The sequence below is a fragment of the Parapedobacter lycopersici genome (assembly GCF_024643285.1).
In the GTDB taxonomy this organism is placed as follows: domain Bacteria; phylum Bacteroidota; class Bacteroidia; order Sphingobacteriales; family Sphingobacteriaceae; genus Parapedobacter; species Parapedobacter lycopersici.
In genome coordinates, this window is sequence record NZ_JAMSLW010000007.1 from 60,985 (window position 1) to 82,318 (window position 21,334).

The 21,334-nt window shown below is 51.5% G+C and carries 18 protein-coding genes; 6 read left to right on the top strand and 12 right to left on the bottom strand.

Features of this window, described 5'->3' with window-relative positions; genetic code table 11:
- Window positions 1-5: 5 nt before the first annotated feature.
- From NEV57_RS14545 to NEV57_RS14570, 6 genes are all read right to left on the bottom strand, one after another.
- The gene (locus tag NEV57_RS14545; protein WP_257659072.1) at window positions 6-1,610 is read right to left on the bottom strand and encodes a PQQ-dependent sugar dehydrogenase; all 1,605 of its coding nucleotides are present in this window, start codon (window positions 1,608-1,610) and stop codon (window positions 6-8) included.
- 80 nt (window positions 1,611-1,690) lie between these two features.
- Window positions 1,691-2,422, bottom strand: coding sequence for a carbohydrate-binding family 9-like protein (locus NEV57_RS14550; RefSeq protein ID WP_257659073.1), 732 nt, complete (start codon window positions 2,420-2,422; stop codon window positions 1,691-1,693).
- A 12-nt stretch (window positions 2,423-2,434) separates the two neighbouring features.
- The gene (locus NEV57_RS14555; RefSeq protein WP_257659074.1) at window positions 2,435-4,027 is read right to left on the bottom strand and encodes a SusD/RagB family nutrient-binding outer membrane lipoprotein; all 1,593 of its coding nucleotides are present in this window, start codon (window positions 4,025-4,027) and stop codon (window positions 2,435-2,437) included.
- Window positions 4,028-4,045: 18 nt separating this feature from the next.
- Complete coding sequence (locus tag NEV57_RS14560; protein WP_257659075.1) at window positions 4,046-7,411, bottom strand: SusC/RagA family TonB-linked outer membrane protein; 3,366 nt, start codon at window positions 7,409-7,411, stop codon at window positions 4,046-4,048.
- A 191-nt stretch (window positions 7,412-7,602) separates the two neighbouring features.
- Window positions 7,603-8,757, bottom strand: coding sequence for a FecR family protein (locus NEV57_RS14565; RefSeq protein ID WP_257659076.1), 1,155 nt, complete (start codon window positions 8,755-8,757; stop codon window positions 7,603-7,605).
- A 59-nt stretch (window positions 8,758-8,816) separates the two neighbouring features.
- A complete protein-coding gene (locus tag NEV57_RS14570; protein ID WP_257659077.1) occupies window positions 8,817-9,404 on the bottom strand; it encodes an RNA polymerase sigma-70 factor in 588 nt (195 codons plus the stop codon).
- Between the two features lie 268 nt (window positions 9,405-9,672).
- On the opposite strand from NEV57_RS14570, the gene NEV57_RS14575 reads away from it, so the two are divergent.
- From NEV57_RS14575 to purE, 4 genes are read left to right on the top strand one after another with little or no spacing between them, the layout of a single operon-like run.
- On the top strand, window positions 9,673-10,269 hold the full coding sequence (locus NEV57_RS14575) for an NADH-quinone oxidoreductase subunit A (RefSeq protein ID WP_257659078.1): 597 nt from the start codon (window positions 9,673-9,675) through the stop codon (window positions 10,267-10,269).
- Window positions 10,266-10,769 carry an NADH-quinone oxidoreductase subunit B gene (locus tag NEV57_RS14580; RefSeq protein ID WP_257659079.1) on the top strand — a complete coding sequence of 168 codons (504 nt, stop codon included), beginning with the start codon at window positions 10,266-10,268 and terminating at the stop codon, window positions 10,767-10,769. The genes NEV57_RS14575 and NEV57_RS14580 overlap by 4 nt, the downstream gene beginning before the upstream one ends.
- A gap of 24 nt (window positions 10,770-10,793) precedes the next feature.
- Complete coding sequence (locus tag NEV57_RS14585; RefSeq protein ID WP_257659080.1) at window positions 10,794-11,936, top strand: 5-(carboxyamino)imidazole ribonucleotide synthase; 1,143 nt, start codon at window positions 10,794-10,796, stop codon at window positions 11,934-11,936.
- A gap of 9 nt (window positions 11,937-11,945) precedes the next feature.
- Complete coding sequence (gene purE, locus NEV57_RS14590) at window positions 11,946-12,470, top strand: 5-(carboxyamino)imidazole ribonucleotide mutase (protein ID WP_257659081.1); 525 nt, start codon at window positions 11,946-11,948, stop codon at window positions 12,468-12,470.
- A 13-nt stretch (window positions 12,471-12,483) separates the two neighbouring features.
- Here purE and NEV57_RS14595 read toward each other — a convergent pair whose 3' ends face one another.
- Window positions 12,484-13,794: a Gfo/Idh/MocA family protein gene (locus NEV57_RS14595; RefSeq protein WP_257659082.1), complete on the bottom strand. Its 1,311-nt coding sequence runs from the start codon at window positions 13,792-13,794 to the stop codon at window positions 12,484-12,486.
- A gap of 126 nt (window positions 13,795-13,920) precedes the next feature.
- Between NEV57_RS14595 and NEV57_RS14600 the strand changes: the two genes are divergently transcribed.
- Window positions 13,921-14,895 carry a sugar phosphate isomerase/epimerase family protein gene (locus NEV57_RS14600; protein WP_257659083.1) on the top strand — a complete coding sequence of 325 codons (975 nt, stop codon included), beginning with the start codon at window positions 13,921-13,923 and terminating at the stop codon, window positions 14,893-14,895.
- A 16-nt stretch (window positions 14,896-14,911) separates the two neighbouring features.
- Here NEV57_RS14600 and NEV57_RS14605 read toward each other — a convergent pair whose 3' ends face one another.
- From NEV57_RS14605 to NEV57_RS14620, 4 genes are all read right to left on the bottom strand, one after another.
- Complete coding sequence (locus NEV57_RS14605) at window positions 14,912-15,898, bottom strand: YeiH family protein (RefSeq protein ID WP_257659084.1); 987 nt, start codon at window positions 15,896-15,898, stop codon at window positions 14,912-14,914.
- A 69-nt stretch (window positions 15,899-15,967) separates the two neighbouring features.
- Window positions 15,968-16,861: a LysR substrate-binding domain-containing protein gene (locus NEV57_RS14610; protein ID WP_257659085.1), complete on the bottom strand. Its 894-nt coding sequence runs from the start codon at window positions 16,859-16,861 to the stop codon at window positions 15,968-15,970.
- Window positions 16,862-16,943: 82 nt separating this feature from the next.
- On the bottom strand, window positions 16,944-18,086 hold the full coding sequence (locus NEV57_RS14615) for an aldose epimerase family protein (RefSeq protein ID WP_257659086.1): 1,143 nt from the start codon (window positions 18,084-18,086) through the stop codon (window positions 16,944-16,946).
- A gap of 3 nt (window positions 18,087-18,089) precedes the next feature.
- Window positions 18,090-19,232, bottom strand: coding sequence for an acyl-CoA dehydrogenase family protein (locus NEV57_RS14620; RefSeq protein ID WP_257659087.1), 1,143 nt, complete (start codon window positions 19,230-19,232; stop codon window positions 18,090-18,092).
- A 139-nt stretch (window positions 19,233-19,371) separates the two neighbouring features.
- On the opposite strand from NEV57_RS14620, the gene cls reads away from it, so the two are divergent.
- On the top strand, window positions 19,372-20,826 hold the full coding sequence (gene cls / locus NEV57_RS14625; protein WP_257659088.1) for a cardiolipin synthase: 1,455 nt from the start codon (window positions 19,372-19,374) through the stop codon (window positions 20,824-20,826).
- On the opposite strand, the gene NEV57_RS14630 is transcribed toward cls, so the two are convergent.
- Entirely contained in the window at window positions 20,823-21,332 is a 510-nt protein-coding gene (locus NEV57_RS14630; protein WP_257659089.1) for a VOC family protein, read from the bottom strand. The two genes, cls and NEV57_RS14630, sit on opposite strands and share 4 nt — an antisense overlap.
- Between the last annotated feature and the right edge of the window lie 2 nt (window positions 21,333-21,334).

Genomic DNA, 21,334 nt, shown 5'->3' on the forward strand with positions numbered 1-21,334 from the left:
TAAGCTTAACTTTTTGACTTCAGTGGAATCAGCCGGACAATGCGGCTGTTATTCTTCACTTTCTTATCTTCAATAACCAGGTACAGGAATTGGTCGGGACCGACTTTCACGTCCCGGATGCGGCCGATATTTTCGAGCAGGCGTTCATCGTGTACCGCTACCCCATCTTTAAGTACTGTACGGCTCAATCGGCCCTGTATCATCGCGCCAATAAACACATTGCCATCCCAGCCTGGATACATATTGCCATATACAAAATCGAAACCGGACGGGGCAATGGAAGGTATGAAATAGGCTGCGGGCGACTCCATGCCTTCCCGTGCGGTATCCTGGGAGATCAGTGTGCCATCGTAATTCCGGCTGAACGTAACCAATGGCCAGCCGAAATTTCCTCCGTACGTTAAGCGGTTAAGTTCCGATCCGCCCATTTCGCCATGCTCCGTTTCCCAGATCTCGCCCGTCTTGGGGTCTGTGGTCAACCCCTGCGGCTGGCGGTGCCCGTAGGTATATATTTCGGGCAACGAGCCGGTACTGTCGACAAACGGATTGTCGGCGGGAATGCTGCCGTCGTCGTTAAGCCGCATCACTTTTCCGGAAGCGTTCGACTTGTCCTGAACCGTCAGCCACCGGTGCCGGTCGTCAATGGTGCGCTGGCCAACAGTGATGTATAGGAATCCCGCCGGGTCAAACGTGATCCGGCTGCCATAGGTTTCGCCTCCTTCCTTAAACGGGCCCGCCCGGTACAGTTCCTCGCCGTTCACCAGTTTATCACCTTCCAGCCGTCCACGCATCAACACGGTATAACCGCCATCCGTATCGGTAGGCTCGATGTAATAGGTCAGGTAAACCAGTTTATTGGTACTGAAGCTGGGGTGCAGCTTGATGTCGCGCAGTCCTTTGGGTACATCCCCACCAATGGGTGTAGCCTGCAGCTTACCGTTTTTGACCTGCAGCAGCCCTCCCTCCCGTTCGGTAATGAGGATCCTGTTATCGGGCAGGAAGGCCATGCCCCAGGGCCGTTCGATGCCGCTGACTACGGTATCGGCCATAAATACCAGTTCTTCTGATTGAATTGCGTTATGCACCCCCGTCGGCAACGGGATATAGTCGCTGTGCAGGGCCGGATCAATGGTAAATTGCTCCACCGGCAGGTACTTGTTTCCCGCATCTTCCGGCTTTACGTTGTTTTTAGCATCGTATATTTTTCGTAGGTAAGCCACCAATTGCCAGCGCTGGTCATCGTTCAGCGAACCCTTATAGGACGGCATGGGCCCCTTGCCCTCGGAAATTTTCCAGAATATCGCCCCATCTGTCTGTTTTTGGAATGCCGGTAAGTGGAAATTAGCCGGCTTCACTTCAAACTCTGCTCCCATGGTGCCATCACCCTGCCCCCGCTCACCGTGACAGGTTGCACAGTATGTTGCGTACAGCGTTTCTCCCTGGTCCAGTTCCGGCGAAGCTGCCCTGATCGGGTTCTTAAGCGTATCGGCCCAATCGGGTGCCTGCCAGGCATTGGCATCCGCGGCTTCCCCGCCGGTTCCAAACTGGCATGCCCAGCATAACGATAACCCACCCACGCACAGCGTGGCCGCAAAAGTGGTCTTCTTCATGAATCTATGTTGTTTTACAAAGTGTTTGTTTAGTTTGCATGATGCAATATTAACCCGAAATTACGGATGATAAATGGATTTTATTCAAAAATCAATGATCCAAATTTTTCCATCTGGTGAAAGCTTCCCCGTACACCGGGGGTGGTTCGCTGCCATGTCCACGATGCGTATCCCTGATCGTAATCAATCCGGTAGCAATTGGCTTTCCATACCGTTCCGGGTTCCGGACAGCCCTGTACCATCGGACTCAGCAGACGGAAGGGGATAAATAATTCACCGGTCCAGCCGGTTATCGCCGCACCGCTTACCCGTTTGCCCCCCTGTACGGATGTAGCGTGAACCACTTTGCGTCCTTCTCCGTATCCACTGGGCCGCCAGCCGTTAAACTTCCCGTCGATATTGACGATCAGCAGCGGCAGTTCGTAGTTCAGCGGAGAAAGTTCATATTCCAGGTAGATGGGCAGGGAGGGGTCGGGGCGCAAAAAAACCTCCACGACATCTTCCCTGAACAGCGACCCGAAATCTTCCTCGATCGTGGCGTTAAGCTGCTGGTCTTCACATTGGAAAAGAAAATAAATCCCTGTTTCGGAATAGAGCGTTTTAATTTTTGTTTCGTAGGATACCTTGCCTTCCTGCATGGGCAGCATCACCCACTCGGCTTGTTCCCATGCAGCGGACTGCCCGGTACCATCCACCTGAAAATCGGCTGTCCGGCTCACGCGGAGCTCCGGCGCGGCGGGTATATCCTGGTGGGAAGGTAAATTTCCCACCAGGCTCCATACCAGGTTTATGCATATAAACAACAGTGTCATGGATGGATCTGATTATTCAACATCCCACCATAACAGCGTATACGGGCTGTCGTTGCCATCCAGGTACTGGCTTACCGCCTCATCCACCGCCGCCTTGCTGGCGTTGGTGATTGACGTTGGATAAGTAAGCCGTCGGATAAACGCCCCTTCCGGGATCAGGCCGCCGCTGTAATTCACCACATTCGGATATACCTTTGGATAGCCCGTCCTCCTGATCTCCGCCCAGGCTTCGCGGCCTTCGGGATAGATGGCGAGCCATTTCTGGATCATTATGCGCTCCAGTTTCTCGTCGGCACCTGCGCCTTCATCCCATTTAACCGTAGTATGCGTCAGGATGCCGCCGTTGTTGTCCGGATTTTTGGGGTCGGTATAATCCGATGGGACAGCCGTTGCGTTATTCAGGTAATCGTCTACTCCGCCGACGTCATTCAGGTCAAATGACGCACGGACGCCGGACTCATAGAACTGCTGGGCCGTGCCGCCCATGTTCCAGCCCTTCAGCGCGCCTTCTGCCCGTAAAAAGTAACTCTCGGCTCCGTCCATGATCTTCACCGGCGTAGTCTGCTGGAAATTCGGTTTCGAAAAATTAACATAGGTATCTTTTAGGGAAATGTCTATTCCGTTCCGAATACCGATGTATTCGCCCTCAACGGCCGGATCGACGGCAGGCAGCGCATAGGTTTCCAGCCGCGGATCGTTATAACCTTTCAAGTATGTAACAATCGTAGCCCCCATCCGGACATCCGACCACGCATTGGACATCTGTTCCAACGGGTGGGTAGTGGGCGCAATCACCGCGAAGGAACCGTCTGCTGCGGTCAGCACCCCAAAGGGATGATTCACCGCCGCCTCTGCTTCCGTCCGGGCTTTTTCGGGATTCACATTGGAGATTCGCATAGCCAGCCGCAGCCGCAGCGTATTCGCCATCCGGATCCACTTGGCATAGTCTCCTTTATATAACGACTGATCAAACCGTGCGAAACGAAACTGATCACCGTCGGGACTTTCATTTTCCGCGGTGGTTAAAGCATCAACAGCCCAAGCCAGGTCTTCAAAAAAAGCATCATAGGCCACTTCTTCGGAATCAAATGAGACCTCGCTCGCGGATCCGTATTGCGTATAAGGTATGGGGCCGAATACATCGACCAGTCGATGACCGACAAAGACCTTACAGATCAGTCCGATGGCGTATAGATCGGGGTATTTGATATCATTCTCTTCTTTCTTTGTTTGCAACCAGGGGTTTAAAACGGTTTCTGAGGGCCTTGACCACACCGGACTGTTCCAGGTATCAGACATCGCATAGGTCCGGTTCTGGATGTTTCCCTGAAACGGGGTTGGCGACGACAAATATCCGCTGAACGCGTCGCCGTTGTGGTTGTTGTCTCGTTGATAATTTGCGGAACCGGTTGCGATAACGATGTTGTTCATCATTCCCGGCAATAACATACCGCCTTTTACGCCATCGATTTCGGCGAGTTCGTCCGAAAATTGCTTCAGGTCGCCATTTTCATACCGGTCAGTACAGGCACCTACCAATACCAACGATATGGCGCATAGGAGGGTCTGTTTGCCTTGGCGTATTATGTTGTGATATCTTTTCATTTTTCTAAGTCATTAATGTTAAAACGTGGCCCTCAATGAAACACCGTAAGAGCGGGTAGATGGCAGGTTAAATCCTTCAAGCCCCTGCAGTCCGTTGGCAGGCGCGATACTGACTTCCGGATCAAACGGTGCTTCTTTGTGGAAGAAAAAGAGGTTGCGCCCCACGAAGGAAATATTCAGATCTTTAATTCCCTTGGCAAACTGCGGGAAACGGTAACTCAGGCTGAGCTCGCGGAGACGGATGTTAGTCGCGTCAAACGTGTAAAGCTCCGCAGCACCCTGCTGGCCGGTACCCGATATCCGCTTAAAGTAAGCTTCCGCGTCCACCAGGTTGCCATTGACCATTACACCGCCAGCATTACGGGCGTCAGCGGTACGCTGCGACAATCCCTTCCAGTCCCGCCACGTTTCGGTAACGGATACAATTTCTCCTCCCCAGCGGCTGTCGATCAGGAATCCGAGGGAAAAGTTCTTATAAGCAAACGTATTGTTGAAGCCGGCAAGGAAATCCGGGTTGGCGTTGCCGATGTATTCGTCGGGGTTAGCCGACAATACCGGGAGGCCGTTATTATCGGTGACTACCGTTCCATCTTCATTGTATTGTATCCGTTTGCCATATAGATCACCGTACGATCCATAATTTCCGTTTTCCGGACGTGTCAGGAACAATTGCACCTGGCGGGTCGCGTCAATGGATGTCAATACAAACCGGGGGGTGGTCAGCAGATCGCTCAGCTGCACAATCTGGTTGATGTTGCGCGAAAAGTTAATGCTCGGTGTCCATTGGAAATCACCTTCGCCCACCTGGTAGCTGATCAATCCTTCAAATCCCTTGTTCCGTATGGTACCCCCGTTGATATAAAATTCCGATGCGCCAGACCCTGCGGGAGCACCGATCGTAAATACCTGATCATACGTCGTCGCATTATAGTACGTCAGGTTTACCGACAGTTTATCCCGCAAGAGCCGGAGTTCGGCGCCCAGCTCAAACGACCGGGTACGTTCGGGTTTCAGATCGACGGTATCCGTACCGTTGAAGTAAGGTAACGTTCCCCTCGGGTTAACGTTCTCGTTGTTATCTATCGAATAGGGAGGGCGGTAATTAGCCACACCAAACGGCAGTGTATTACCCACTTCTGAATACGAAGCCCGCAATTTGGCAAATGAAAGCACGTCGCTGGACCCGATGGATTCGGTCAGGACATAGGACAGTCCGACGGAAGGGTAGAAAAACGGTAGATTAACCGTGTTACTCCATTCGTTCCGGCCGGTTACATCCAGGTACAGCATGGATTTATAACCGATGTTTGCCGAAGCAAAAACGGCCTGGTTCAGGGTCTTTCTCAAGCTTTCCGATGCATCGAACGGAAACTGCAGTGCTGCTACCGAGAAATAATTCGCATACGAAAGTCCAGATGCCGTTATACTGCCCAGGTTGGTTGCAGACGTTTTAATATACGTATTGCTCGCGCCGAGTGTTGCAGAAAGAGAAATATTATCCCCCAAGTTATCGTTCGCAGTCACCAATACATCGGAGTACCATTGATCGGTGCTGGACGTGTTTTTGGTGTAGTCCCCGTTTGCGGAAGCCTGCAGTGGATCAGTAGTAGCAAAGAGCCGCTGTTCGTAACGGTCCTGCACCCGGTCATACGTAGTCCGGGCCTGGATGTCCAGCCAATCGGTCAACGCATATTTTGCTGTGAAAGCCGCAATGGTACGTTCCCGGATCATATCGTTCTGGTTGCGATGCTGAATCCAGTAAGGGTTCTGATTAGAGCTGGCCTCGTTCACAATATAAGGCCAGTTTTGCTGGTATAATTTCCGCACGGGATCCCAGGTTTCAAAATGATTGGCATCGTATTTTGAAAAGTCATCTCCTGTCGGGAATAAATACAGGCTGAATATAGGGCTTAGGTAGTAGCCCGATTGCGGACGGTTGTATACGCCCTGGTTAATGTAATTTACAGACCCATCCAGTGAAAGTTTATCGTCAAATAATTGGGTGGTTGCCCTTAAGTTAAAATTGTTCCGGTTCAGCCGGTTTTCGGGGACGATGCCTTTCGCATGCGTGTTGCCATAAGAGAAGTAAACCTGTCCGATTTCGCTGCCGGTGGAAATGGAAATGCTGTTCAGGTAATTGGCACCGGTGTTGAAAAAGTCCGGGATATGCGAATTGGCACCATTGGTAATGGCCGGCCCCCAGCTCTCGTTGCTTACGCCCGGCTCACGCTGCCCGTATCCGGTCTGGTTTTCGGGTAAGCCAATCGGGTTTTCAAATGTCGCTGTTGAGGAAAACTGCACCGTGGAGCTGCCTTTTTTTCCTTTTTTGGTGGTGACCAGGATCACCCCGTTGGCGGCCTGGCTGCCGTAGAGCGCCGCTGCCGAAGCACCCTGAAGTACCTGTACGCTTTCAATATCCTCCGGGTTCAGGTTGGAAATAGCGTCACCGTAATCCTGCTGGCTGAACAGCGTGTTGCTCGACGTGCTGGACGCATTGTTCATTGGCACACCGTCAATGACATATAACGGCTGGTTGGACCCTAAAATGGACTTATTTCCCCGTAGTAGCACCCGTGTGGATGCTCCCGGGCCGCCACTGCCTTTCGTAATGACGACACCTGCCGCCTTACCCGCCATCGAGTTCATAAAATTGGGGTCCTTAACACGGTTTAACTCTTCTTCGGAAACGTTCTGTGTGGCATAGGTAAGGCTCCGCGTGCTCCGCTCCAGGCCCAGTGCGGTAATGGTAACCTCACCCAATGTCTGTTCATCGCTTTGCAGGATGATTTGGATCATCGATTGATTGTTAACCTGGATTTCCTGGGTGAGAAATCCAATGGAACTCACTACCAGTACGCCGTTGGCGGGAGCATCGATGGTAAATTCTCCCGCCGCATTGGTATAAGTTCCGTTTTGCGCACCCTTGACCTGGACGGTCACCCCTTCAATGGGCTGCCCACTGGCGTCGGTAACCCTTCCGCTTACATCAACCGCCGGTGGGTTTTCAGGCCGGGTGTTGACGACTTTGATGGGTTCCGGCGCTTCGCGGATCAATACTGTTTTGCGCTCAATGCTGTAGGTGAAAGGCTGTCCGGCAAGGCAGATCTCCAACGCTTCTTCCAACGGCGTGTTGTTGAAATTGACGCTTACCGTTTTGGCCGACTGCAGCCTGCGTGCCGACCACAGCACGTTATATCCGGTCTGTTTGCGGATCTCACTGAACACCTGTTCTAACCGCGCGTGCGCATTACGGTAGGTAATTTCCTGCGCATATCCATGAGCGCTTACCTCCATCATGGTGGCCAGTAATATGGCAATGCTGAGTTTCATCACAATCCAGGATTTGTGTAGCATGCCCACGGGGCTACCCGCGGGCTTTTTCATAGAAATTTTATACATTTGGTTGTCTGTTTTAAAAAAGTGATTCTTTGTTGAAGCAAGACATTTGATGCCGGGGGCGTCGCAACCGCCCCTGGCTTTTTGCCTGTAATAAGAGGGAAACCCCGGTTAGGGGGGCACCTTTCTTTTCATATGTTACATTCCGGTTAGTACTGTACTGCGCGCGGCCACGTTCGTCATTGACCGGCATAAATAAAGATGGTTCTTCCTTTGACCTGAAAGCGTACATCTCCCGTTTTTTCCAGCATGCGCAACACCGTGGTTACGTCATCAAAACGGGATACGGATCCGCCGAAGAGCTCTTCCTTTGGCTGGCTGTCTTCGTATACCACCTGTACGTCGTACCAGCGGGCTATTTTCCGCATCACGCTTTCCATGGATTCATTATTGAAGACGAAGAGTCCATTTTTCCACGCGACGACATCGTCGGGATTGACGGCACTGACACCGACGGCTTTACTGCCGGGGGATATCACGGCCTGTTGTTTAGGCTTCAGCGTGGTACCCTGCGGTGCGGCAGCCCCGGGAGAACCGGAGCCGGCAGGGGTTATCCGTACACTGCCCTCAAGTAACGTCGTCCGGGTTTCGCTGTCGTCGCCGTAAGCCTCGACATTGAAATGCGTACCCAGCACCTTCAGTTCCTGCTGTTCCGAGACGACGTAAAATGGTTGGTCGGCCCGGTGGGCTACCTCAAAATAGACTTCGCCTGTGATGCTTACCCGGCGTTCTTTGCCGGTAAACGCCGTGGGATACGTAATGGACGACTCGGCGTTCAGCCATACTTTCGTGCCGTCGGATAGCGTGACGGTATACTGGCCACCGCGGGGCGTCTGCAACACATTCAGTCCACCCGCCGCCGACTGGCCATTCTCGCGGTAGGTAATTTGTCCATTTTCCAGCTTAACGACATTTGCGTTCCCCTGCACAGCCAGATTGCCCTCGCCGGCATCATCGAGGCTTATTTTCGAACCATCGGAGAGGGTCAGTACGGCCTCTCTCCCGCCGGGGACGATCGGTGTCGTCCCATCGCCGGCAGCAGCCGTCTGCTTTTCATCCTCCGAATTGCGGTAATGATAGCCGTATAGACCTGCCAATAGCAAAACAAGCACGGCAGCTGCAGCCACCAGCGGTTTCCAAAGTGACCGCCGGACGGGGAGCAACGGTTTCATGGACGACCAGGCGCGCTGCTGGGCATCGTTCACCAGATCTTCCTCCGGATAGGCGTCTTCGCCCAGTTCCGCAAACCACGCCTCCACCAACCGCCGTTCTTCAGCCGTACAACGTCCTGTCCGGTACTTTTCCAATAAGTCTTGAGCACTTCGTTTTGTCATACCACACCGATGTGATTGTTAGTTGTAGACGAGTTTCGCCGGGCCAAAGGGTATAGGTTTCAGAAAAAATACCCGATCAATGCCAAAAAATAGACTCCGATATTGAGCCGCATACGCAAAATTCGCAGGGCTTTTTTTACGTGGGTGCGCACCGTCAGTTCCGATAGTTCCAGTTTCTCTGCAATCTCCTTATGGCTCAGGTTCTCGTACCGGCTCATCTCGAAGACCTCACGCATCTTGGGGGGAAGGGCCGATATTTCCGCCTCAATAAGCGCGGCCAGATCAAGCGACCTTACCCGGTAATCGGTGCCGGTTTGCTCCCGGTCGATAAAACCCTGAAGCGACTGGATGTATTTTTCGCGCACCTGCTGGCGGGCGATGACATCGAGAATCCGGTTCCTGACGGCGGTATACAGGTAAACGGCCAGGTTATCATTGGTTAACGAAAGGCGCTCCCGCCGCACCCACAATGCGGTGAACAGCTCCTGTACCACATCCTTTGCCTGTTCCGCATCGCGGAGTTTTTTATAAGCATGGATAAATAACAGTCCGTAATAGCGATGAAACACCATGGTGAAAGCGGCGGCATCTCCACGCTGCAATAAAACGACTAATTCCTGGTCAGATAAATTTGTCTGCAATGACATCACCTTTAGGTATTAAACATGTTCCAAAAGCCAGCCAAAAACCGGTACATAAAAATAACAACAGCCGCACACGCAGCCATTGATTTTAAGCCGGGAGTTAACAGTTAAGATAAAGTTAGTAAACTTCGTAAAGTGTTACCTGTCATAATTTGGTTACTCTTTTATTACTGGCTGTCAAACTATAGACGGGCACCCGGCAGGGAGGGGGTATACCCCCGGGAAAAAAATACCGCATGCGTCAAAATAATAAATTGCGTATCTTTGAACCATGGATGACCCGGCGCAACTTACGGAATTTGGTAAAATCCTCCTCATCGGGATTGTGGGTGCGCTGCTGGTTTTGTTTACCCTGCTACTGGGTAAAATCATCTCACCAAAGAAACCGAACAAAGAAAAGCTGAGCACGTATGAATGCGGCGAAGAGGCACAGGGAAGTTCCTGGATTCAGTTCAATGCCCGCTTTTACGTCATCGCCCTGGTCTTTTTATTATTTGATGTCGAATTAATCTTTATTTTTCCCTGGGCTACGGTTTTTGGCCAGGCGGATTTTATATCGACCGACCCCCGGTGGGGATGGTTCACCTTACTGGAGATGTTTGTCTTCGTGGGGATACTGATTGTCGGGTTGGTATATGTATGGCGGAAAGGCGACCTCGAATGGATCAAACCCCGCGTAGTAACACCCCGGGTACAGGTCAATATTCCCGGTGCGGCCTATGACCGGTTAAACCGGGAACGGTACCGGGTACAGCCGTTCGAGCCGCTGCGACCGTCCGAAATAAAAGAAACACCGAAAACGGAGGCTCCCGAAGCCAAAGCCCCGGCTTTCAAACCCAGATTCAAGAAACCCGGAACAACACCATGAGCATGAATAAACAGCTGGAAAGCAATGGAGTGGTCATCGCCAAGCTGGATGACCTACTCAATTGGGCCCGGTTATCGTCTATGTGGCCGATGAGTTTCGGTATTGCCTGCTGCGCCATTGAAATGATGGGGGCCATGGCTGCTACGTATGACTTAGACCGGTTTGGCGTATTCCCAAGGCCCTCACCCCGGCAGTCGGATGTGATGATCATCGCCGGAACGGTGACCTTCAAGATGGCCGACCGCATCCGGCGGCTGTACGAACAGATGCCCGACCCCAAATATGTGATTTCCATGGGCTCCTGTTCCAACTGCGGCGGACCGTATTGGCAGCATGGATATCATGTGGTAAAAGGGGTCGACCGGGTTATTCCGGTAGACATTTACGTGCAGGGCTGCCCTCCGCGGCCCGAAGCATTGATCGGGGCGTTCCTGGAATTACAGAAAAAAATTGAGCAGGAGCATATTATCGCCGACAAGCTGCAATCAACACACGCTTAACCTTCATAACATTCCAAATCACCTATGGCAAAAGATTTTTATGGCGAATTACAATTGGGTATCCTCGGGGGCGGTCAGCTTGGCCGGATGCTGATCCAGGAAGCAATCAACTTCAATGTCAACATCCATATCCTCGACCCGGATAAAAACGCGCCCTGCCGTAACCTTTGCAATCATTTTCAATGCGGTGCATTAACTGATTTTGACACGGTATATGACTTTGGTAAGCATCTCGATATGATTACCATCGAGATCGAAAAGGTGAATGTGGATGCCCTCGAAAAACTGGAGGAAGAGGGCGTACTGGTTTATCCGCAGTCGCGTGTGATCCGCCTGATACAGGATAAGGGACTGCAGAAACATTTTTTTAAGCAGAATAACATTCCGACGGCGCCGTTTCAGCTGATCTCATCGAGGGAAAACCTGTTCAGTACCCCCATGCGGTTGCCTTACATCCAGAAACTCCGCAAAGACGGCTACGATGGCCGGGGGGTAAAAAAACTGGTGACTGAGTCCGACCTGGAAACGGCCTTTGATGCGCCCAGCCTGATTGAGGAATGGGTCGATTTTGAGAAGGAGCTTGCCGTTATCGTATCGCGAAACGAACGGGGTGAGGTGGCGACATTCCCCTGCGTGGAGATGGAGTTTAATCCGGAAGCAAATCTGGTGGAGTTCCTGATATCGCCGGCTACGCTGCCTTTTGAAATTCAGCAACGGGCCGAAATACTGGCCAGGAAAATTGCCGAGGACCTGCAAATCGTCGGCCTGCTTGCCGTAGAGCTGTTTCTTACCCGGGATGGGCAATTGCTGGTTAATGAACTGGCGCCGCGCCCCCACAACAGCGGGCACCAGAGTATCGAAGGCAATTTCACCTCGCAATTTGCCCAGCACCTCCGCGCCATATTCAATCTGTCACCGGGCAACACGGCAACGCGCAGCAACGCGGTGATGGTAAATTTATTGGGTGAAGCGGGGCATGAAGGACTGGCCTATTATAAAGGGGTTGAAGAAATTTTAGCAATGGAAGGTGTATATTTGCACCTTTACGGAAAAAAATACACCAAGCCCTTCCGGAAAATGGGACACATATGTATCGTCAACGAAGACCGGGAAGCAGCCATTGAAACGGCCAGAAGGGTACAGCAAACGATTAAAGTAATTACATAACAGCGCAAAATGGCAATAGATCAGACACCGGAAGTCGGCATCATCATGGGCAGCAAATCGGATTTGCCGGTCATGCAGGATGCGGTAGATATCCTCACCCGTTTAGGTGCCCGGGTAGCGGTTACCATCGTATCGGCACACCGTACACCGCAGCGTATGTTTGATTACGCCCAGCATGCGGCAGCGCGCGGCCTGAAGGTGATTATCGCTGGCGCGGGAGGGGCGGCACACCTGCCGGGCATGGTGGCTTCCATCACGCACCTGCCGGTTATCGGCGTACCGGTAAAATCATCCAACTCCATTGACGGCTGGGATTCCGTGCTCTCCATTTTGCAGATGCCCAATGGGATTCCGGTAGCTACTGTGGCCCTGAATGCCGCTATGAATGCAGGAATACTGGCGGCCCAGATACTGGCCATATCCGACACACAGCTGGCCGAACGGCTGCTTCAATACAAGGCCGAACTGGCCAAGAAAGTCGAAGAAACCGCCCGGGAGGTCGAAGAGGCTAATGCTTCAAACCAAGTGCGCTAATGCGCTGAATCGGCTATACCGATGGCAGCTGATACCCGTTATGGTAGGCGGCGGCCAATAAGCGGTTAGCCTCCTCGCTGGTAAAGCGGCCAGCCTTAGCATCCCAGTAAATTTTTTCTCCCACCCGGTAAGCAATGTTTCCCATCTGGGAAAAAATAGCGATATGTGCACCTGCGGTAATGGGTGCGTTCAGTTCGTCGAGTTTCCGCGACCGCACCACATCGATGAAATTGGCCGTGTGGTTATCCAGTCCGTTATCCTGGCTTTTCCGGAAGGGGACAGCCTCCATCCGGCCCTTTTCGGGAATCACTTCCCATCCCTGCCGGTCGAGCACCAGCGTGCCGTTATTGCCTATAAAGGCGACCCCATGGTTACGGCCGTACGGCCCGCCATCAATACCGTTTGCGTGTTCCCACTGCACACTGAAATCCTCAAATTCGTAGACTGTGGTCAGCGTATCCGGCGTTTCGGCGGCGTCATCCGGATAAGCAAATTTCCCTCCCGAGGCCATAATTGCTTTCGGGGTGGTCGCCTGCATGCCGATTAACGCAAAATCAAGCATATGTACGCCCCAGTCGGTCATCAATCCGCCTGCGTAGTCCCAGAACCAGCGGAATTCAAAATGGAACCGGTTCGGGTTAAAAGGCCGTCGCTCCGCGGGGCCCAGCCAACGGGTGTAATCGACGCCGTCGGGCACAGGACCATCGGGTTTAACCGGGATGCTTTTCATCCACCCCTGATACGCCCACGCCTTGACCAACCGGATCTTTCCCAGCTTTCCCGAATGGACAAATGCCATGGCATCGGCGAAGTGCTGCTGGCTGCGCTGCCATTGCCCTACCTGCACGGCACGGTCGTAACGCCGGGCAGCGGCAACCATCGCGTTGCATTCGGCAATGGAGTTGCCCAGCGGCTTTTCCACATATACATCTTTCCCTGCAGCACAGGCATCCACCAGTTGCAGGCAATGCCAATGGTCGGGTGTCCCAATGATCACAGCATCCACCTGCGGATCGGCGAGCAGTTTCCGGTAGTCGGTATATAATGCCGGGTGGATATTCCGTTCCGCAAGTTCGTCCGCCCGTTTCTTTAACACCCGACTATCGACGTCGCAGAGCGCCGTGCAGTGTACATCGGGATTTTTCAGCATGGCATTAAGGTCGGACCACCCCATTCCGTTTATGCCGATTGCCCCGACATTGATTTTGCGGTTCCAAGAGCGGGCCGTTCCGGATGAAAGGATCCCCGGAAAAGCCGAAGCGGTGCCGGCCGACAATGCCAACGTTGTCATTGTTCCTAAAAACTTTCTTCGTGTTTCATTCATAATCGGTATGGTAATGGTTTCGACTAAATTAATAAAAAAGTACGGCATTAATTGATTTATATCGGGTTAGCGGCTTGGGTTTTTAATCAAAAAGCCTACATTAGATCAACCATTCGGTATAACAACATGAGTTACGACAGACGAACGTTTATCAAACAGGTTGGCATGGGCCTAGGTGCGGCCTATTGCATGCCGGCATTTTGGGCCTGCTCTTCACCATCCGCAGGCCATGCACCCAAAGAAATAGGGCTGCAATTGTACACACTCCGCGAGTTGCTGGCAGGTCAGCTGGAAACCACCCTATCCCGGGTGGCTGAAATCGGCTACAGCCATGTAGAAACATTCGGTCCGGAAATCGGTCCGGGGGGAAGGGTGTCTTTCTGGGGTGCCCCGCTGGCTGATTTCGGTGGCCTGCTTCGAAAACACGGCTTAAAAACATACAGTGGACATTATAATCTTACGGCTTTCCTAACCCCGGGTGACGGGGATGAGGCGGCATTGAAGGCCTACATTGATACGGCTGCGGAACTGGGACAGCAATACCTGGTTGTGCCGGTTCCGCCAATGGATCGGATTGGGCAATTTACGGTGAGCGATTACCAATTTATTGCCGACCAGCTTAATAAGGGTGCGGAACTGGCCTCAAAATCGGGACTTAAAATGGGCTATCATAACCATTTTTGGGAGTTCCGGCAGTTGGAGGACGGCAGCAGGGGATTGGACATCCTATTAACCCGCACGGAAAAGGAAATCGCATTTGAACTGGACCTGTTCTGGACAGAGAAATCGGGGGTAAGCAGCACGGACTATTTTGCAATGTATCCGGGGCGCTTCCCGTTGTGGCATGTCAAGGATATGGATAAGGCCAATACGGCTCCCGTTACGGGACCAGGGCAAGACCAGAAGCCACTAACGGAAATTCTGCCATCCATTACCTATGCCGAAGTAGGAACAGGTGCCATTGATTTTAAGCAAATATTTGCGCAACGGGAAACAGCCGGACTGCAGCACCTCTTTGTGGAACAGGACATCATTACGATTGATCCGTTTGAAAGTATCAGGCAAAGTTATGATTATGTTGCTACGCAGTTGTTGAAATAAGGGCCTTATTCGATGTTTAAGCGGCAAAACTTAATACGGCCCATAATGCCGCGGCAGAGATGATGCCCCATAGCACAACGCCCTGAATTAACGGGCGGAATCCAACACTTAAAAGTAGTTTTCTGTTCAGTCCACAGCCAATTAGAAATAATGTCAATGTTAACCCAGCTTTTGCAATCCCGGTAAGGTAATGGCTGAAATTTTGAACAAACGGAATATAAGTGTTGGCAATCATGGCGAGGATAAACAGCCCAATGAACCAGGGGATTTTTACCTTGCTGCTGCTGTTTTTAAAAAGAAAGGCTGACAGAAGGGCCACAGGAATAATCCACAATGCCCGGGCCAGTTTTACGGTTGTGGCCACTTCCAGGGACTGCGTTCCGTATTTACCGGCTGCGCCGACGACAGAACTGGTATCGTGAATGGCAATGGCACTCCATAGGCCAAACTGTGTCTGCGACAGGTTAAGGGAATGACCGATGAAAGGAAAGATAAATAAGGCCAATGAATTGAGCATAAAAATGGTACCCAAAGCTACAGAAATCTGCTTTTCCTCCGCCTTCATAACCGGGGATACGGCCGCGATCGCACTTCCGCCGCAAATAGCCGTTCCGACAGCAATCAAATAAGCGCTTTTCCTGTCTATTCTGAGAATTTTTCCCATAAAATAGCCAATAACCAGTGTTCCGATTATGGAAGCTATTGTAAACAAGAAGCCGTCCTTACCCGCTTTTAAGGCATTGGAAGCATTCATCCCAAACCCAAGGCCTACCACCGAGATCTGCAACAAAATGTGTGTTGTTCTATGATTGAGGTGCAGGTAAGGATGACCGATGAATTGTGCAATGACAAGTCCCATCAAAAGTGCGACAGGTGGTGATATGAGTGGAGATAGACAGCATATTACTGCCAATAAAAAGATAACTTCCCTTGTGGTAATGCTTCGATCAAGAAAGCCGTTAAAGCGGCCGGGTTTAATAGCCTTTCCAGTGCCGTGTTCCATAATACCTTATTTTACTACAAAGGTCCGTATGGAAAGGGCTGATTAGAAATTGCTATTGGTAATCTGCCATTACTTAAAGTTATAATTGATGGCAAACTTTATAAAGAAATCGGGCAGGGTTTCGGTATCGCCCTGGGCTTGTATAAAGTTGAATTGCCTTTCGATAGTAAGGCCCTTTACATCGATAATGGTACATTCGTTATTCTTTAGTTCCTTGAAAATAGCATAAACCGAAAGAAATGCCAGGGCCTCCGAGTTGAGCAGATAAAGTTTAATACTCTCCGGACTGTCGAGCTGCATTTCTACATTCAGATCACCTATTTTTATACCGGATTGCTTGAGCGCGTGTGCAATTACCTCCAATGTTCCCGAGCCAGGTTCGCGCAACAGGAATGAACATTTCAAAAGGTCTTCCGGTTTTGCAACAGATTTTTTAGCCAGTGGATGGCCGGTTTTAGCAACCAATACCAATTCATCTTTCACAAAAGGGGTGTATTTAAAAACCGTATTTCTTGACTTTCCTTCTATAATGCCGAGATCGATAGTCTTTTGCTGTAAAGCCGTTTCAATCAGCTCGGTATTACCAGTTACCAGCTGTACTTTGACAGTCTCAAATTTATGATGAAACGCAGCCAATATAGGTGGCAACAGGTATTGGGCAGCTGTTGTACTCGCACCGATACGAAGTGTCCCTGACTTTCTTTGTGTGAAAGCATCCAGGTCAAATTCGAGATTTTGGTAAATGGCAAACAGTTGCTCCGCATAATGCAGCAATGTTTCACCTGCTGGCGTCAGTTTAATCTTTGTTCCGTTTCTATCGAACAGTTTGACTTTAAAATAATTTTCAATTTCTTTAATGTGCTTGGTTACAGCCGGCTGCGTAATGTACAACGCTTCCGCGGCTTTGGTAAAATTGAGCCTTTTCGCTACGGTATAAAATACCCTTAATCTGAAATCGAACATCCGTTAATTTAGTTTTTCGACATGCGCATTCACCAACATACGCCAACTTACCGTAGGCCCACCGAACATTGTTCCACCCCGGCTACCGAAAACGGTAGACCGTTTCGGTCTGATATACTTCCCCCGGGCGCAGTACCGTGGAGGGAAACTGCGGCTGGTTCGGGGAATCGGGGAAGTGCTGTGTTTCGAGACAGAAGGCCGAACGGTGGTGGTAAATATGGTCGCCTTTGCCGCCCTGCACCTCATCCATGAAATTACCGCTATAGAATTGCATGCCGGGCTCTTCGGTGAGCACTTCCATGACAATGCCGGTCTTGGGACCTGTTACCATGGCAACCGGTTGCAACCCGGGACTTTTCCGTAGCACAAAGTTGTGGTCATACCCCTGGCCGTACTTCAGTTGTTCATTCGCTGCGTCAATGCGCGCGCCAATCGCTTTCGGTTCCCGAAAATCAAACGGCGTGCCGGACACGCCGGCTATTTCGCCCGTAGGGATCAGGGTTTCATTAACGGGTGAGTAGTCGTCCGCGTGGATCATCAGTGTATGGTCCAGGATCGTAGGATCACCCGCCCCGTTGAGGTTAAAGTAAGCGTGGTTTGTCAGGTTCACCACGGTGGGTTTATCTGTGGTGGCACGGTACCGGATGGCCAGTCCGTTATCAGTCGTCAGACGGTATGTCACTGTAGCCTCCAACCGTCCCGGAAAACCGGCTTCACCATCGTCGGCAATATACCGCAGCACCAGGCTGTCGGCTGTTGCCTGCTGCACTTCCCATACTTTTCCTGAAAAACCGTTCTTCCCGCCGTGCAGCGTATTGGGGCCGTCATTCAATTCCAGTTGATACACCTGTCCGTCCAGTGAGAAACGTCCACCGGCAATCCGGTTTCCGTAGCGCCCGACAATGGCCCCGAAATATGCCTCTCCTTCCTGGCGGTAATGCGACAGATCCCGGTATCCCAGCACCACGTCTACCGGTTTCCCCTGCCGATCCGGTACCTGCAAGCTAACGATGCGTGCGCCATAATTCGTAATGGTTACAGTCAGTTCATCGTTGGAAAGGGTATAAAGTTTTACCGGAACACCGTCGACCGTGGTTTCAAAATCGGCCGGTGAAACCGGGATCTGAACACTGTCAGCGCGACCAGTACTGTTACTGCAGCCCACGGTTCCAGTGCTGATGGCTACCATTGCCACGATAGTCCAGCTGTGTTTATTTATTTTCATGCTTCAGTCTTTTAATATTTCCCGCGCAATGATCAGTTGCTGTATTTCCGAAGTACCCTCATAAATCTGGGTGATCTTCGCGTCACGCATCAGTCGCTCTACGTGGTATTCTTTTACATAACCGTATCCGCCGTGGATCTGAACGGCGTCTACCGTTGTTTTCATCGCCGTTTCCGAGGCGTAGAGTTTTGCCATGGAAGAGGCCTGGGCATAGGGTAGGTTCAGGTCCTTGAGCCGGGCGGCCTTCAGGCATAGGAGCCTCGCCGCCTCAATCCGGGTTGCCATATCGGCCAGCTTGAATTGGATGGCCTGGTGCTGGCCGATGGGCTTGCCGAATGTCTGGCGTTCCTTTGCATAGGCAAGCGCCAGTTCGTATGCCCCTGAAGCAATACCCAACGCCTGTGCGGCAATTCCGATACGGCCGCCTTCCAATGTTTTCATCGCGAAGCTGAAACCGAAACCATCGGCTCCAATGCGGTTCTCCTTCGGTACTTTTACGTCGTTAAAGTGCAGCGAGTGGGTATCCGAACCCCGGATGCCCAGCTTATTTTCCTTAGGGCCTACCGTAAATCCTTCGGTTCCTTTTTCTACAATTAAGGTGTTGATGCCGTGATGATCCTTTTCGGGATGTGTCTGCGCCATCACCAGGTAAGTTGTTGCTGTACTGCCGTTGGTGATCCAGTTCTTTGTGCCGTTGAGCAGGTAATAATCTCCTTTATCCACTGCCGTGGTACGCTGTGAAGTGGCATCCGAGCCGGCTTCCGGTTCGGAGAGGCAAAAAGCCCCGATCTGTTTGCCCATGGCCAGTGGCTTTAGGTACTTTTCTTTCTGTGCATCCGTACCATACTTTTCCAGCCCAAAGCACACCAGCGAGTTGTTGACCGAAACTACCACGGATGCAGAGGCGTCCACTTTGGATAGCTCTTCCATAGCAAGCACGTAGGAAACAGTATCCAGGCCCGCCCCCCCGTATTCGGGCGCGACCATCATACCCAGGAATCCCAGTTCACCTAACCGCTTTACCTGTGCTGTGGGGAATTGCTGTTGTTCATCGCGCGCTATCACGCCGGGCTTTAATTCCTGCTGTGCGAAATCACGGGCAACATCACGGATCATACGTTGTTCTTCGGAGAGTTCGAATACCATAATTACCGGGTTTAATACGTAGATGGTGTTACGTGTTAGAAAACAAAAATATAAAATAATCAGGATGCGCCCATATCAAAAACAATGTCTCGTTACCTTGCGTAACGATTAAATGTTACTTTTATAAAAAAACCAAGGGATGAGCTGGCTCCTGCTGTATCAGATCGCATATACTACCATAGTCATCCTGGTGTGTCTCCGGGTCATTTATGACACCCGCAGCACCACCAAGACACTGGCTTACTTACTGCTGGTGGTTTTTCTGCCATTTGTGGGCATCTTTATTTATTTCTCTTTCGGGATCAATTATCGGAAACGGAAAATGTACAGCAAAAAATTAATTGAGGACGAAAAACTGGACATGCGATTGAAGCAGGAGATCCTTCAGTCTTCGGCGCAGGCCTTCGCTCAGGGAAACGAGGAGATCCAGCCGTTCAGGGAATTGGCACATATGCTGGCCAATAACAGTTTAAGTGCGTTAACTGCTGGAAACGAGGTTAAGCTATTGATTAACGGCGAGCATAAGTTCCCTGAAGTCATCCGGGCGATGCAGGCCGCCCGGCATCACATCCACATTGAGTATTATATCTATGAGGACGATGAGATTGGACGGACACTTGAACAACTCATGATCCAGAAAGTACAGGAAGGGGTGACCGTCCGCTTTATCTACGATGACTTCGGCAGCAGCTCCATCCGCAAAAAACTGGTAAAGCGGCTGCGAGCGGGCGGCGTTCAGGCATTTCCTTTTTCACGGATCATTTTTATTGCACTGGCCAACCGGCTAAATTACCGGAATCACCGCAAAATCATTGTTATTGATGGCCATACTGCTTTTGTGGGCGGCATCAATATCAGCGACAAATACGTGAATACCGCCACGGAGAAGAAGCTGTTTTGGCGCGACACCCACCTGCAGCTGACCGGCCGGGGAGTAAATTACCTGCAATATCTTTTCCTGTGTGACTGGAATTTTTGTGCCGACGAGCAGCTTCAGCCAAATGAACAGTTTTTCCCGCCAGCGGCTTCATTTCCTGTTTCCGGCAACAAGGTTGTACAGATCGCTGCCAGCGGCCCCGATTCCGACACGCCAACCATTCTGTTTTCGTTATTACAGGCAATCAGTCTGGCTACCCGGGAGCTGCTGATTACCACTCCTTATTTTATCCCGGGGGAAAGCATGCTCGACGCACTGATGATTGCCGCGCTCGGTGGAGTCCGCGTGAAGCTCCTGGTACCCGGTCATTCCGACTCTGTGGTGGTGAATGCCGCAGCACGGTCCTATTATGACGATCTACTACACGCAGGAGTAGAAATATACCGATATCAAAAGGGCTTCGTACATGCGAAAACCATGGTGGTCGACCGCAAAATTGCGATTGTTGGCACGGCCAACATGGACCAGCGGAGTTTCGATCTCAATTTTGAAGTGAATGCCGTAGTATACGACGTAGCCATCGCGCAAGAACTGGGTGATGTCTTCGACCAGGATCTCCTCCAGGCAAGCCCTATCGATCCGCAGGTGTGGGAGCAGCGTCCCCTGTACAAACAGCTGCTGGAAAAAACGGCACGGCTAATCTCACCGCTGCTCTAGGTCAATGGTTGCCCGTCGTCCAGGGCAGCAAGCAGTCCGCCAAGGTCGAGGGGCATGGTATACATATCCAATGAGCCATCGGCCTGCTGTGGCCATAGCTCCCGGGGTCTGTCCCAGTACAGCTCCACACCATTCCCGTCGGGATCATCCAGGTACAACGCCTCGGAAACCCCATGGTCTGACGCTCCCGTAAGCGGATAGGCGGCCGCACGTAACCGTTGGTAAATAAAAGCCAGGTCCCGCCGGGAGGGATAAACGATAGCCAGGTGGTACAGGCCTACGCCGTGTGGGCTGGCCTTGGGCGCGTTTTTGCTATGCCAGGTATTCAGCCCGATATGGTGGTGATATCCACCAGCAGATACAAAGGCTGCCTGCTCACCATAGCGCATGGTCAGCTCAAAGCCCAATACGCCGCAGTAAAACGCCAAAGCGCGCTCCAGATCGGCCACCTTTAAGTGGACATGACCAATACGGGTCTGAGCCGGAATAACATAAGAGTCTTGCATGA

Bases quoted from the DNA above. Each gene is read 5' to 3' on its own strand.
- NEV57_RS14550 (WP_257659073.1), bottom strand. From the start codon at position 2,422: ATGACACTGTTGTTTATATGCATAAACCTGGTATGGAGCCTGGTGGGA.
- NEV57_RS14570 (WP_257659077.1), bottom strand. From the start codon at position 9,404: ATGTCATTGCAGACAAATTTATCTGACCAGGAATTAGTCGTTTTATTG.
- NEV57_RS14605 (WP_257659084.1), bottom strand. From the start codon at position 15,898: ATGGAACACGGCACTGGAAAGGCTATTAAACCCGGCCGCTTTAACGGC.
- NEV57_RS14620 (WP_257659087.1), bottom strand. From the start codon at position 19,232: ATGGTATTCGAACTCTCCGAAGAACAACGTATGATCCGTGATGTTGCC.
- purE (WP_257659081.1), top strand. From the start codon at position 11,946: ATGGCAATAGATCAGACACCGGAAGTCGGCATCATCATGGGCAGCAAA.
- NEV57_RS14545 (WP_257659072.1), bottom strand. From the start codon at position 1,610: ATGAAGAAGACCACTTTTGCGGCCACGCTGTGCGTGGGTGGGTTATCG.
- NEV57_RS14580 (WP_257659079.1), top strand. From the start codon at position 10,266: ATGAGCATGAATAAACAGCTGGAAAGCAATGGAGTGGTCATCGCCAAG.
- NEV57_RS14600 (WP_257659083.1), top strand. From the start codon at position 13,921: ATGAGTTACGACAGACGAACGTTTATCAAACAGGTTGGCATGGGCCTA.
- NEV57_RS14630 (WP_257659089.1), bottom strand. From the start codon at position 21,332: ATGCAAGACTCTTATGTTATTCCGGCTCAGACCCGTATTGGTCATGTC.
- NEV57_RS14585 (WP_257659080.1), top strand. From the start codon at position 10,794: ATGGCAAAAGATTTTTATGGCGAATTACAATTGGGTATCCTCGGGGGC.
- NEV57_RS14555 (WP_257659074.1), bottom strand. From the start codon at position 4,027: ATGAAAAGATATCACAACATAATACGCCAAGGCAAACAGACCCTCCTA.
- NEV57_RS14565 (WP_257659076.1), bottom strand. From the start codon at position 8,757: ATGACAAAACGAAGTGCTCAAGACTTATTGGAAAAGTACCGGACAGGA.
- NEV57_RS14560 (WP_257659075.1), bottom strand. From the start codon at position 7,411: ATGAAAAAGCCCGCGGGTAGCCCCGTGGGCATGCTACACAAATCCTGG.
- NEV57_RS14595 (WP_257659082.1), bottom strand. From the start codon at position 13,794: ATGAATGAAACACGAAGAAAGTTTTTAGGAACAATGACAACGTTGGCA.
- cls (WP_257659088.1), top strand. From the start codon at position 19,372: ATGAGCTGGCTCCTGCTGTATCAGATCGCATATACTACCATAGTCATC.
- NEV57_RS14615 (WP_257659086.1), bottom strand. From the start codon at position 18,086: ATGAAAATAAATAAACACAGCTGGACTATCGTGGCAATGGTAGCCATC.
- NEV57_RS14575 (WP_257659078.1), top strand. From the start codon at position 9,673: ATGGATGACCCGGCGCAACTTACGGAATTTGGTAAAATCCTCCTCATC.
- NEV57_RS14610 (WP_257659085.1), bottom strand. From the start codon at position 16,861: ATGTTCGATTTCAGATTAAGGGTATTTTATACCGTAGCGAAAAGGCTC.